The sequence below is a fragment of the Cellulomonas sp. NPDC055163 genome, assembly GCF_053607065.1.
This window is the reverse complement of record NZ_JBSGSU010000010.1, coordinates 31141-44331: the sequence shown is the minus strand read 5'-3', so window position 1 is coordinate 44331 and position 13191 is coordinate 31141. Positions and strand designations below refer to the sequence as shown.

The 13191-nt window shown below is 75.5% G+C and carries 8 protein-coding genes; 7 read left to right on the top strand and 1 reads right to left on the bottom strand.

Features of this window, described 5'->3' with window-relative positions:
- Positions 1–21 precede the first annotated feature (21 nt).
- On the bottom strand, positions 22–2121 hold the full coding sequence (locus tag ACWFNE_RS18130) for a polysaccharide biosynthesis tyrosine autokinase (protein WP_452123818.1): 2100 nt from the start codon (positions 2119–2121) through the stop codon (positions 22–24).
- A 294-nt stretch (positions 2122–2415) separates the two neighbouring features.
- On the opposite strand from ACWFNE_RS18130, the gene ACWFNE_RS18125 reads away from it, so the two are divergent.
- The 7 genes from ACWFNE_RS18125 to ACWFNE_RS18095 all read left to right on the top strand — a co-directional run bounded on the left by ACWFNE_RS18125 (position 2416) and on the right by ACWFNE_RS18095 (position 13190).
- Positions 2416–2913, top strand: coding sequence for an adenylyltransferase/cytidyltransferase family protein (locus ACWFNE_RS18125; RefSeq protein ID WP_452123817.1), 498 nt, complete (start codon positions 2416–2418; stop codon positions 2911–2913).
- Between the two features lie 156 nt (positions 2914–3069).
- A complete protein-coding gene (gene mfd / locus ACWFNE_RS18120; RefSeq protein ID WP_452123816.1) occupies positions 3070–6768 on the top strand; it encodes a transcription-repair coupling factor in 3699 nt (1232 codons plus the stop codon).
- 171 nt (positions 6769–6939) lie between these two features.
- Complete coding sequence (locus tag ACWFNE_RS18115) at positions 6940–8685, top strand: diguanylate cyclase (RefSeq protein ID WP_452123815.1); 1746 nt, start codon at positions 6940–6942, stop codon at positions 8683–8685.
- A 119-nt stretch (positions 8686–8804) separates the two neighbouring features.
- Positions 8805–10457 carry a histidine kinase N-terminal 7TM domain-containing protein gene (locus ACWFNE_RS18110; protein ID WP_452123814.1) on the top strand — a complete coding sequence of 551 codons (1653 nt, stop codon included), beginning with the start codon at positions 8805–8807 and terminating at the stop codon, positions 10455–10457.
- 64 nt (positions 10458–10521) lie between these two features.
- Positions 10522–11106: a hypothetical protein gene (locus tag ACWFNE_RS18105; RefSeq protein WP_452123813.1), complete on the top strand. Its 585-nt coding sequence runs from the start codon at positions 10522–10524 to the stop codon at positions 11104–11106.
- A 35-nt stretch (positions 11107–11141) separates the two neighbouring features.
- Complete coding sequence (locus tag ACWFNE_RS18100; RefSeq protein ID WP_452123812.1) at positions 11142–11906, top strand: MazG family protein; 765 nt, start codon at positions 11142–11144, stop codon at positions 11904–11906.
- 132 nt (positions 11907–12038) lie between these two features.
- Positions 12039–13190: an NAD(P) transhydrogenase subunit alpha gene (locus ACWFNE_RS18095; protein ID WP_452123811.1), complete on the top strand. Its 1152-nt coding sequence runs from the start codon at positions 12039–12041 to the stop codon at positions 13188–13190.
- Position 13191 lies beyond the last annotated feature (1 nt).

Below are 13191 nucleotides of genomic sequence, written 5' to 3'. Positions count from 1 at the left end.
GGTCGAGCGGGGCGTGCCGCGTCAGGAGTCCGCGGGAACCGTGGCCACGTCGTGCGGGGAGGGCGGCGCGCCCTGCGGGTCCGCCGGCGACGCGGAGGTCGACGCCGCGGGCGCGGGCTTCGGTACGGGGGCGGACGCGGACACGGACGCCGCAGGAGCGGCACCGGGCTGCCGGGCGTCGGCCCGGGCGGTGTCGACGCCGGACGCCGGACGCCCCTGGGGCGCGGCACCGGGCGCCGGCGCCGGAGCGGCGGGTGCCGCCTGAGCGGTCGAGGCTGCAGGAGCGGCCGCAGCCCGAGGAGCGGCGGCAGGGCCGGGAGCGGACGCAGCGTTGGGAGCGGACGCAGCGCCGGGAGCGGACGCAGCGCCGGGAGCGGCGGGACCGGCCGGAGCCGCCGAGACCTCCGGCAGCGCGCGCGTCGTCGAGGCGTCCACGGGCTCCGCGGCGGGCGTCTCCTCGGAGCGGACCTCCCCGGGGCGCGCCGCGACCGGCAGCCACGCGGCGGGCGGGCGGTCGGCCGCGCCGGCGGCCTCCTCCATCGCGCGCAGGGCCTCGGGCAGGCTCGGACCGACGAAGCGCGGGGCGGCCGCCACGTCGGGCACGGCGGGGGCGGGGCGGTCCGCGAGAGCGGGGGCGGGAGCCGGGACGGGGGCCGGGAGCGGCGCCGGCCGCGTCGGCGGGCGTCCGGCGGCGGCGTGCAGCGGCCGGGACGCGTCGGGCCTGGCCGTGCGGCGCACCCCGCGGCGGCGGCGCTCCTGCGGCCGGGTGTCCCCACCGGGCACCGACCCGTACACGTACGCCGCGCCGGACTCCTTCGAGGAGACCTGGTTGAGCACGATGCCGAGGATCCGCGCGGCGACCGTCTCGAGCGAGGTGAGGGCCTCGGTGACCTGGTGGCGGTGCGCCTTGCGGCAGCCGACCACGAGCAGCGCCCCGTCGGTGAGCCGTGCGAGCACGGCCGCGTCGGTCACCGGGAGCAGGGGTGCGGAGTCGAGCAGCACGACGTCGTAGCGCAGGGCGGCCTCGCGCAGCAGCTCGACCATCGAGTCCGAGTCGAGCAGCTCGCTCGGGTTGGGCGGGATCTGGCCGGCGGCCAGCACGTCGAGCGTGCCGTCGCCGAACGGCTGGACGACCTCCTCGAGCTGCGCGTCGCCGATGAGCACGGTGGTCAGGCCGACCGCGCCCTCGAGCCCGAGCATCCGGGAGACCGACGGCCGGCGCAGGTCGGCGTCGACGAGCAGGATCCGCGAGGAGCCCTCCGCCATGGCCATCGCGAGGTTGATCGTCGTGACGGACTTGCCCTCGCCGGGCAGCGACGACGTCACGACGATGGTCCGCCCCGAGCCGCGCAGGTTGAGGAAGCGCAGGTTGGTGCGCAGGCGGCGGAACGCCTCCGCGCGGTCGCTCTGCGGGCGGTCGCGGACCACGAGACGGTCCTCGACGTCGCGGCGCTCCCAGCGCACGACGCTGAGCACCGCGGCGTCGGTCACCCGGCGCAGGTCCCGGACGCTGCGGATGCGCGTGTCGACGATCCGGCGGCCGAGCAGGAAGACGACGGCCGCGGCGAGCCCGAGGAGCATCCCGGTCGCGGCGAGCAGCTTCGTGTTGGGGGAGAACGCGTACGCCGGCGGCGTCGCGGGACCCGTCGTGGTGATCTGGATGGCCGGGCGGTCGGCGTCGCGCTCGCCCATGAGCTCGGCGACCGACGCCGGGAGCTGGTCCGCGACCCCGTTGGCGATCGCGGCGGAGCGCTCGGCCTCGCCGCTCACCACGGAGATCTCGAGGATCGAGGTGTCCAGCGGGCTCTCGACGGTGATCGTCTTGGCGAGCGAGCCGGCGGTCGTGCCGAGGTCGAGGTCGTCGATGACCTTCTCGAGCACCACGGGCTGCACGGCGAGGCGCGCGAGGCTCGGGACGGTGTTCTGCACGAACGTCGAGCCCTGGACGTCCTCGCCGACGGTCGCGCCGGGCGGGACGGCGATGAAGACGCTGGCCTTCGCCCGGTAGCTCGGCGGGACCGTCTGCGCGTACGCGTACCCGCCACCGAAGCCGAGGACGGCGGCGACCACGAGCAGCAGCCAGTTCCGTCGCAGGATCGACAGGTACTCGCTCGGTTCCATCGACCGTCCTTCGTCGGGGCAGCTGCGGCCGGTGGGGGCGTCGGGCCCGTCTCGCGGTGCCCACGTCCCGGGTGCGTGCGTCCACCTGGGGCTGCGCCCCGGGCAACCGTTCCATCGTGACACAGCGCCAGGTGCCCGAGGCTCCCCGCCCACCCGGACGGTCGAGGCCGCGCGGGTGAATTACCTCCCGGTGTGTCGTCAATGCCCGTTTGCGTCGATATCGTGGCGCTGCGACGACGCCGGCCGGGCCGCTCTCGCGACCCCGCCACCACTTCACGGACCGGGGGACCAGGCATGGCACGTATCGGCTACGCACCGGGTGCGTACGACCTGTTCCACGTCGGTCACCTCAACATCCTGCGGCTCGCCAAGCAGCACTGCGACCACCTGATCGCGGGCGTCGTCTCCGACGAGATGCTCGAGCTCACCAAGGGCTCGCGGCCCGTCGTGCCGCTCGCCGAGCGCATGGAGATCGTCCGGCACATCTCGTTCGTCGACCAGGTCGTCGCCGAGGTCGTGCCCGACAAGGTCGACACGTGGCGCTCGGTCGGCTTCGACGTCATCTTCAAGGGTGACGACTGGCGTGGGACGCCCAAGGGCGACAAGCTCGAGCGCGACTTCGCGGCGGTCGGCGTCGAGGTGCACTACTTCCCGTACACCGCGCACACGTCGAGCACCGCGCTGCGCCGTGCGCTCGCGCGCCTCGACGGGGTCGCCCCGCCGGCCGACGGGCCGCCGGTCGAGGCCCCGGCGCTCCCCGTGCTCGGGTCCGGGGTGCTCAGCCAGGCCTGAGCGCCCGGACCGCCCGGCCGCCGTGTGCGTGTGGGACGCGGCTCGTAGACTTCCAGCACGACGACCCCGGGACCGCACGGTTCCGGGGCGCCTGTGCTGTCGTGCCCTCGTTGCCGCGTCGTCCCGGCGGCCGCGGGAGCGCCTGCGAAGGGAACCATGAACCTCACCGGCCTGCTGCCCGCCCTCCTCGCCGACCCGAACGCCGCGCGCGCCGTCGAGCTCGTCCGCTCGCGGGGAGAGGTTGACGTCGTCGGCCCCGCGGGCGTGCGTCCGCCGCTGCTCGCGGCGCTCGCGGGTGCGCGCGCCGCGGGCGAGCCGGGCGCGGCCGGGCCGGCCGGGGGAGTCGCGGGGCGCCCGCTCGTGGTGGTCACGGCGACGGGGCGCGACGCCGACGAGCTCGCCGCGTCCCTGCGCTGCTACCTGCCCGACGACGCGGTCGCGGTGCTGCCCGCGTGGGAGACGCTCCCGCACGAGCGGCTCTCGCCCCGCAGCGACACGGTCGCGCGGCGGCTCGCGGTCTTCCGCCGGCTCGCGCACCCGTCCGACGACGAGGGCCTGACCGGCCCGATCCGCGTCCTCGTGGTGCCGGTGCGCGCGCTGCTGCAGCCCGTCGTCGACGGTCTCGGGGAGCTCGAGCCCGTCGCGCTCGCGGTGGGCGACCGGGCGGACCTCGCCGAGCTCGCGGACCGGCTCGTCGGCGCGGCGTACGCGCGCGTCGACATGGTCGAGAAGCGCGGCGAGTTCGCGGTGCGCGGCGGGATCCTCGACGTGTTCCCGCCCACGGAGGACCACCCGCTGCGCATCGAGTTCTGGGGCGAGGACGTCGAGGAGATCCGCTGGTTCTCCGTCGCGGACCAGCGCAGCCTCGAGATCGCCTCGCACGGGCTCTGGGCTCCGCCGTGCCGGGAGATCCTGCTCACGGACGACGTGCGGGGGCGCGCGATCGCCCTCATGGACCGCCTGCCGGGCGCCGCGGAGATGCTCGAGAAGCTCGCCGACGGCATCGCGGTCGAGGGCATGGAGTCCCTCGCGCCCGCGCTCGTCGAGCGCATGGTCCCGGTGCTCGACCTCGTGCCCGACGACGCGCTGCTCGTGCTCGTCGACCCCGAACGGGTCCGGCGGCGCGCGCACGACCTCGTGGCCACGACCGAGGAGTTCCTCGCGGCGGCGTGGACGTCGGCGGCGGCGGGCGGGGCGACGCCGCTCGACCTGTCCGCGGCGTCGTTCGCCTCGTTCGCCGAGGTGCGGGCGCTCGCGGCGGTGCGCGGGCTCGGGTGGTGGACGCTCAGCCCGTTCACGCTCGACGCCGAGGGGGTCGCGCGCGCCGAGGAGACCGGCAACCGCATGGAGCGCGTGGGGCTCACGGACGACCACGCGACCGGCGACGTGCTGACCGGCGCGGGCGAGACGCTCGTCGTGGCGGCGCGCGACGTCGAGCGGTACCGCGGCGAGGTCGACCGGGCCGTCGCCGACGTGCGCGCGCTCCAGCGGGCAGGCTGGCACCTCGTGCTCGCGACCGAGGGCCACGGCCCCGCGCAGCGCATGACCGAGCAGCTCAAGGCCGCCGACGTGCCCGCGCGGCTCGTGCCGACGATCGGCGAGCCGCCCGAGGGCGGCGTGGTGCTCGTCGTCCCCGCACCCGTCGGCCCGGGGTTCGTCGCGGAGGCCCTGCGGCTCGCGGTGTTCTCCGAGTCGGACCTGACCGGGCGCACCGGCACCTCGACGCGCGACATGCGCAAGATGCCGTCCCGCCGCCGCAACACCGTCGACCCGCTGCAGCTGCGCCCCGGCGACCACGTCGTGCACGAGCAGCACGGGGTCGGGCGCTTCGTCGAGCTCGTGCAGCGCACGATCGGCTCGGGGTCGACCGCCGCGACCCGCGAGTACATGGTCATCGAGTACCAGTCGAGCAAGCGGGGCCAGCCGGGGGACCGGCTGTTCGTGCCGACGGACCAGCTCGACCAGGTGACCAAGTACGTCGGTGGCGAGGCGCCGAGCCTGAACAAGATGGGCGGCGGCGACTGGGCCAAGACGAAGGGCCGCGCGCGCAAGGCCGTCAAGGAGATCGCCGCCGAGCTCATCCGCCTGTACTCGGCGCGCATGGCGACGCCCGGGCACGCGTTCGCGCCGGACACGCCGTGGCAGCGCGAGCTCGAGGACGCGTTCGCGTACGTCGAGACCCCCGACCAGCTCGCCACGATCGACGAGGTCAAGGCCGACATGGAGAAGGCGGTCCCGATGGACCGGCTCGTGTGCGGCGACGTCGGGTACGGCAAGACCGAGATCGCGGTGCGGGCGGCGTTCAAGGCGGTGCAGGACGGCAAGCAGGTCGCGGTGCTCGTCCCGACGACGCTGCTCGTCCAGCAGCACCTCGACACCTTCACCGAGCGGTACTCGGCGTTCCCCGTCGTCGTGAAGGCGCTCTCGCGCTTCCAGACCGCCGCCGAGAGCAAGGCGATCGTCGAGGGCCTCGCCGACGGCAGCATCGACGTCGTCATCGGCACGCACCGGCTCATCACGGGCGAGGTCCGGTTCAAGGACCTCGGGCTCGTGATCGTCGACGAGGAGCAGCGGTTCGGCGTCGAGCACAAGGAGACGCTCAAGGCCCTGCGGACCAACGTGGACGTGCTCGCGATGAGCGCGACCCCGATCCCGCGCACCCTCGAGATGGCGGTCACGGGCATCCGCGAGATGTCGACGCTCGCCACGCCGCCCGAGGAGCGCCACCCGGTGCTCACGTTCGTCGGCGGGTACGACGAGAAGCAGATCACCGCGGCGATCCGCCGGGAGCTGCTGCGCGAGGGCCAGGTGTTCTACGTGCACAACCGCGTCGAGTCGATCGAGCGGGTCGCGTCGCGCCTCAACGAGCTCGTGCCGGAGGCGCGGGTCGCCGTCGGGCACGGCAAGATGCCCGAGCACCAGCTCGAGCAGGTCATCGTCGACTTCTGGGAGAAGAAGTTCGACGTGCTCGTCTGCACCACGATCGTCGAGACGGGCCTCGACATCTCCAACGCGAACACGCTCATCCTCGAGCGCGCCGACCTGCTCGGCCTCTCTCAGCTCCACCAGCTGCGCGGGCGCGTGGGCCGTGGGCGCGAGCGGGCGTACGCCTACTTCCTGTACCCGCCGGAGCGCCCGCTCACCGAGACCGCACACGACCGGCTCGCGACCATGGCGGCGAACACCGACCTCGGCGCGGGCATGGCGATCGCGATGAAGGACCTCGAGATCCGCGGCGCGGGCAACCTGCTCGGCGGCGAGCAGTCCGGGCACATCGAGGGCGTCGGGTTCGACCTCTACATCCGGATGGTCGGGGAGGCGGTCGCGGGCTTCCGCGGCGAGGTCGAGGAGGAGCTGCCCGACGTCACGATCGAGCTGCCCGTCGACGCGCACCTGCCGCACGACTACATCGCGCACGAGCGCCTGCGCCTCGAGGCGTACCGCAAGATCGCGGCGGCGGTCGACGAGGCGGCGCTCGGGGAGGTCCGCGCCGAGCTCGTGGACCGCTACGGCCCCGTGCCGGACGCGGTGAACAACCTCTTCGACGTCGCGGCGTTCCGCACCGTCGTGCGGGCGGCCGGGCTGAGCGACGTGACCGCGCAGGGGAAGTTCGTGCGCTTCGCGCCGGTCGAGCTGCCCGAGTCGGCGCAGCTGCGGCTCAAGCGGCTCTACCCGGGCACCGTGCTCAAGCCGGCGATCCGCACGATCCTCGTGCCGTTCCCGACGACGGCCCGCATCGGTGGCAAGCCGCTGCACGGCGAGGCGCTGCTCGCGTGGGCACGCCAGCTCATCGACGCCGTTGTCCTCGGCGACGTCTCCGCCGCGGCCACGGTGGGGACGGTCGCACGGCGCTGAGCCTCCCCCGATCGCCGGGCGCACAACCCTGGGACGAGGTGCGACGATGACCTGGACACCGGTGTGAAGCCATCGCACCACTGACCGCGCGTACCCCGCCGGGGTGCCGCGGACGACGAGCTGCACGCGCGGCCGCCCCAGGTCGCCGTCGCGTGCGGCGGCCGAGCGCGCGTGAGCGCTCACGTGGGGGCGAGGGGGGTGCGCAGCCAGGTGAGCCCGGTCGTGCACATGCTCGTCTACCTGGCCGCCGCCGCGGTCTTCGTCGTGGTCGCCGTCGGCGCGTTCCGGCGCCGGGGCCCGCGCACCGTGACGGCGACCTCGCTCGGGGTGCTGGCCGTCGCCGGGGCGTGGTGGAGCGTCGCGGACGCCGTGAGCGTCGGACCCTTCGACCCGCGCGTGCAGTCCGTCGCCGCGCTCGCGTCGTTCCCCGGTGTCGCCGTCGCCGTCGGGGCGTTCGCGTGCCTCGGCCGCAGCGCGACGGGGACGGGGTGGGTGCCGAGCCGCGCGGTGCTCGCGGGCCTGAGCGTCGAACCGATCCTGGTGACGGTGGCCGCCGCGACGAACCCGTGGCACGCGCTGTTCTACTCCGGCCACGCGGCGGTGACGCTCGGCGACCCGGTGCTGTGGGAGCGTGCCCCGCTGTTCTGGCTGCACGCGCTGTACTCCTACGTCCTCATCGCGGCGGGCCTCGTGTTCGTCGCGCGCGGCTGGTGGACGGCGCCGCCGGCGTTCCGTCGCCAGCGCTGGCACCTGCTGCTCGCCTCCGTCGTCCCGGTCCTCGTCAACGTCGTCAACCTCACCGGCGCGTTCGGCGACCTGGGTGACCCGACGCCGCTCGGCTTCGCGGTCACCGCCGGAGTCATCGGGAACGCGATGTTCCGGCAGGACTTCATCGCCTTCGCGCCCGTCGCGCGCGACGTGCTCATCGAGCGGATCAGCGACCCGGTGATCGCGCTCAGCCCCGACGGGCGCCTGATCGACGCGAACCCGGCGGCGCTCAAGCTGCTCGTCGCGACCGCCGGCCCGCGGCTCGGCACCACGCAGCTCATCGGGATGCCCGCGCGGGTCGTGATGTCGTGCTGGGGCCTGTTCGACGCCGAGGGCCGGCTGATCGCCGCGGAGGACGAGCCCGCGCACCTCACGCTCACGGTCGCCGGGACGCCCGTCGACCTCGAGGTGCGCGCGTCGCCGCTGGTCGACGGGCGCGGCCGGGAGATCGGCACGGTGCTCGTCGCGCGCGACGTGACCGAGGTCAACGCGCAGCGGGCCCGGCTCGTCGAGCAGCTCGCGACGATCGAGCGGCTCCGCAGCGACCTCGCCGAGCAGGCGGTGCGCGACCCGCTCACCGACCTGCACAACCGGCGGCACCTCATGGACCGCTTCGGCCCGATGCTCGACGCGGCCGCCGGCGCGGGGGAGCCGCTCGCCGTCGTGGTGCTCGACCTCGACCGGTTCAAGCGCGTGAACGACGAGCACGGTCACCTCACCGGGGACGCGGTGCTCATCGCGATGGCGCAGCGGCTGCGCGAGTGCGTGCCCACGGGTGCGCTCGCGGCGCGCTGGGGCGGCGAGGAGTTCGTGGTCGTCGTGCCGGGCGCCGACCTGACGGAGGGGGCTGTGCTCGCCGAGACGCTGCGGCGCCGGTGCGAGGCCGAGCCGCTCGGGAGCGGCGAGCGCGTCGTGCGGTGCACGCTGAGCGCCGGCGTCGCCGCGTACCCGGTCAGCGGCGGGACCGTCACGGACCTGCTCCTCGCCGCCGACCGGGCGCTGTACGAGGCGAAGGACCACGGGCGCAACCTCGTCCGGCGCGCGCCCCCGCCGGGCGACGGCTCGCGCGCACCCGCCCGGCCGGTGCGGGTCGAGCCCGCGGACGACGACGAGCGCGACGAGGCCGACGACGAGGTCGCCGGGGCCTGAGCGCACTCGGACGAATGATCCTGACCGTACGGTCGGCCGACGGCTTGCCTTTGCGTCCCGGCTGCCGATGGTGCAGGTCGACGGGGCCCACCGGGCCGCGCAGCGCCGGGAAGGTGGGTATGGGTCCGCTCGTCGCGTCCGTGTACGCCGCGTCGGCGATCCTGTGCATCACCGTCGCGGTCTACGCCTGGCGCAACCGCGTCGGGCGGGTCGTGACGGCGACGTCGCTCGCGGCGGTCGCGGTCGGTGCCGGCTGGTGGTCGGTGGTCGCGGCGCTCCAGGCCGGCGACGCCCCCGAGGTCGTCACCGCGGTCACGAGTCTCGTCGTCTACCCGGGCATCGGCTTCCTCGTCCTGTCCTTCACGGTCCTCGCGCGCAGCGTGGCGATCGCCGACTGGTCCCCGAGCCGCCGCCTGCTCGCGCTGCTCGCCATCGAGCCCGTGCTCGTGACCGCGGTGGCCGCGACGAACCCGTGGCACCGCCTGCTGTACCACGGGCCCGGGACGCACGAGCTCGCGACCCCGCAGCTGTGGGAGCACGGTCCGGCGTTCTGGGCGCACACCGCCTACAGCTACGGGCTCCTGCTCGTGGGCATGGTCACGCTCGCGGTCGGGTGGCGGAAGGCGCCGCAGGTCTTCCGTCGCCAGCACCTCAGCGTGCTGCTCGCGTCGCTCGTGCCCGTGGCGGTGAACGTGCTGAGCATCGCCGGTGCGCTCCCGGGCCTGACGCAGCCCACGCCCCTCGGGTTCGCCGCGACCGGGGCGATCATGGCCTGGGCGATCTTCCGGCAGGACCTCATCGCGTTCGCCCCGGTCGCGCGCGCCCTCGTGGTGGACCGCATCGGCGAGTACGTCATCGTGATCAGCCCGGACGGACGCATCCTCGATGTCAACCCCGCGGCGGACCGGTTCGTCCGGTCGATGAACCCGGGCGGGCCGGCGACACTCCTCGGGTCGTCGGCCTCGTCGGCGCTCGGCGGGTTCGACGTGAGCGACCTGCTCGCCGGGTGCGGGGACGTGAACCGCGTCGTGCAGGGCCACGACCGGACGGTCGAGCTCCAGCTGAGCTCGTCGCGGCTGGTGGACAACCGCGGGGTCGACCTCGGGGTGGTGCTGGTGGGGCGGGACGTCACGGAGGCCAACGAGCAGCGGCGCGAGCTCGCGGCAGCGAACGAGCGCCTGGGGGAGCAGCTGCGCACGATCGAGGTGCTCCGGGCCGACCTGGCCGAGCAGGCGTCGCGCGACCCGCTGACAGGGCTGCTGAACCGTCGCCGCCTGATGGTCGGCCTGGCCGAGGCGATGGCCGCGTCGCACGAGGACGGTGCACCGGTCGCGGTGCTCATGGTGGACGTCGACCACTTCAAGCAGGTCAACGACCGGTGGGGTCACCGCGCGGGCGACGAGGCCCTGGTGTCCCTCGCGCGGCTGCTCTGCGAGGTCACGCCCGAGGACGCCCTCGTGGGCCGCTGGGGCGGCGAGGAGTTCCTCGTGGTGCTGCCCGGCGCCGGCACCGCGGAGGCGGCCGCCGTCGCGGAGACGGTCCGCGCCCGGTGCGCCGAGCCACGTCCGGGCGCGGCGGCGGACGGTGCCCCGCACGCGCGGACGGTCAGCATCGGCGTCGCGGCGACCCGGTCCCCGACCGCGGCGCCCGACATGCTCGTCGACGCGGCGGACTCCGCCCTCTACGACGCCAAGCACGGCGGCCGGGACTGCGTGCGCGTGCACCCCGGCCTCGCGGCCGACGAGCAGCGGGCGGCGTCGGCCCGGACGTGAGGCGTACGCCTACGATGGGCCCCGATCCACGAGCGACGACGCGGGAGGTCCCAGGGTGACGACGGTGACGACGGTTCCGGACGAGCACGCAGGCCGGTGGACCGGCACGCGCCGGCGGGCACGGCGGCGCGCGGGCGCGGTCCTGGGGCTCGTGACCGCGGTGACGCTCACGGGGTGCGCCGGGCAGCCGGGTGCCGCGGCGGTCGTCGACGGTCGCGTGATCGCGGTCGAGGACGTGCACACCGCCGTCGAGCAGCTCTCGCCGTTCTTCGAGGGGGCGACGTCCCAGAACGTGCTCGCGGTGCTCGTCCAGGAGCCCACGATCCGCGCGTTCGCCCAGGAGCACGGCGTCGCGGTCTCCGACCAGGCGGCGCGCGCACAGCTCACCGACGCGGCCGCCCAGCTCGACGAGCCGACCACGGACGAGTTCGGCGAGCCGGCGGTCGCGGTCTCGCGGTACCTGCTCGTCTGGGAGCAGCTGACGGCGCTCCCGGACGCGCAGACGCTCGTCCCCGACCTGCAGCTCGAGCTCGGCGAGCTCGACGTCGAGGTCAGCCCGCGGTTCGGCGCCGTCGACGAGGCCAACGAGCTCGTCGCGGTCGACCGGCCGTGGCTCGTGACGAGCGACGACGAGACCGCGGTCGAGTGACCGCCGCCGGCGCGGGGGGCCGGTCCGGGGACGGGGTGCGCGAGCTCGTCGCGACGATGGACCGGCTGCGCTCGCCGGGCGGGTGCCCGTGGGACGCGCAGCAGACCCACACGAGCCTCGTGCCGTACGCGCTCGAGGAGGCCTACGAGGTCGCCGAGGCGGCCGAGGCCGGCGACCGCGCCGACCTGCGCGAGGAGCTCGGGGACCTGCTGCTCCAGGTCGTCTTCCACGCGCGCATCGCGCAGGAGCACCCGACCGAGCCGTTCGACCTCGACGACGTCGCGCGCGGGATCACCGCCAAGCTCGTGCGGCGTCACCCGCACGTGTTCGGGACCGACGGCGGTGGCGCGGCGGCGTCCACGGGTGCGCGCGAGGGTGCCGGCGGGCGTGCCGAGACCGGTGACGGCGCGGGCGCGGGAGCGCCGACCGGGACGGGCGACCTGCACGTGCAGTGGGACCGGATCAAGCAGGCGGAGAAGCAGCGGTCGTCGGTGCTCGAGGGGATCCCGCTGGCGCTCGGTGCGCTCGCCCGGGGCCAGAAGGTGCTCGGCCGGGCGCGCCGTGCCGGTCTCGAGCTCGGGGGTGCGGCGGCCACCGGCTGGCGCGCCGAGGCCCAGGTCACGTCGCCCGCCGACCCGACCGCAGCCGGGTGGCAGGAGGCCGAGGTCGGGCGACGGCTGCTCGAGCTCGTCGCGACGGCCGACGAGCTCGGCGTCGACGCCGAGTCGGCGCTGCGCGCGGCGGTCCGCGGTGTCGAGCAGCAGGTCCAGCAGATCGAGCGCTCTTCCGCCGCGCAGTAGGAAGCCGCTTTCCCAGGACGGAGGTCCGGGGTCGGGCGACACGCCGCGCGCCACGATGTCACCGTAGGGGGACGGCAGCCGGGCCGTCGCGACGCACAGGCGCGCGGCCCGCACGGGTGGGAGCGAGGGCGCATGACGACGGCACTGACAGTGGCGGCGCTCGTGGAGCGCGCGGCGGGGGAGCAGCGCGTCGCGCTCGTCCCCGAGGTCGTGACCCGGCTCGTCGCGGAGGGCTACGAGGTGCTCCTCGAGTCCGGCGCGGGCGCGGGGGCGTTCCACCCCGACGACGCGTACGTCGCCGCGGGCGCCAAGGTCGACGCGCTCGACGCCGTGCTCGCCGCGGCCGACGTCGTCCTCGCCGTGCGCCGCCCCGAGCCGGCGGTGCTCGACCGGCTGCGACCCGGGCAGGTGCTGATCGGGCTGCTCGACGCGCGCGGCGACGCCCGGGCGGGGCTCGACGCGCTCGCCGACCGCGGGGTCGTCGTGCTGTCGCTCGACCTGCTCCCGCGCACGCTCTCGCGGGCGCAGACCATGGACGCGCTCAGCTCCCAGGCGGCCGTCGCGGGGTACCGCGCGGCGCTCGTCGCCGCGGAGGCGTTCGGCCGGTACGTCCCGATGATGATCACGGCCGCCGGGACCGCGCGCCCCGCGACGGTCCTCGTGCTCGGCGCCGGCGTCGCCGGCCTGCAGGCGATCGGGACGGCCCGCCGCCTCGGTGCGCAGGTCAGCGGCTACGACGTGCGTCCCGCGGCCCGCGAGGAGGTCACGTCGCTCGGCGCCGGCTTCCTGCGGACGTCCGTGACGGCCGGAGCGGGCGAGGGCGGCTACGCCCGGGCGCTGACCCCCGAGGAGCAGGCGCTCCAGCAGGCCGAGCTCGGGCAGCAGATCCGCACGTTCGACGTGGTGATCGCGACCGCCCAGGTGCCCGGTGGGCGCCCGCCCGTGCTCGTCACGGCCGAGAACCTCGCCGCGATGCGGCCCGGATCGGTCGTCGTCGACCTCGCGTCCGGGCCGCGCGGGGGCAACGTCGAGGGCTCCGTCCCCGGGCAGCGCGTGCTGACCGACGGCGGCGTCACGGTGATCGGGGCCGGTGACCTGCCGTCCGGGATGCCGACCGGCGCGTCCGCCGCCTACGCACGCAACGTCACGGCGCTGCTCGCCGCGGTGGTCCGCGACGGCGCGCTCGCGCTCGACCCGCAGGACGAGGTGGCGGGCGCCGTCTGGGTGCGCCGCACGGACCCGGCGGACGCCCCGGCCGCCACGACCCGCCCGGAAGGGGTGTGAC

Excerpts from the sequence above, each read along its gene's own strand:
- ACWFNE_RS18130 (WP_452123818.1), bottom strand. The coding sequence starts at position 2,121 with ATGGAACCGAGCGAGTACCTGTCGATCCTGCGACGGAACTGGCTGCTG.
- ACWFNE_RS18125 (WP_452123817.1), top strand. The coding sequence starts at position 2,416 with ATGGCACGTATCGGCTACGCACCGGGTGCGTACGACCTGTTCCACGTC.
- mfd (WP_452123816.1), top strand. The coding sequence starts at position 3,070 with ATGAACCTCACCGGCCTGCTGCCCGCCCTCCTCGCCGACCCGAACGCC.
- ACWFNE_RS18110 (WP_452123814.1), top strand. The coding sequence starts at position 8,805 with ATGGGTCCGCTCGTCGCGTCCGTGTACGCCGCGTCGGCGATCCTGTGC.
- ACWFNE_RS18095 (WP_452123811.1), top strand. The coding sequence starts at position 12,039 with ATGACGACGGCACTGACAGTGGCGGCGCTCGTGGAGCGCGCGGCGGGG.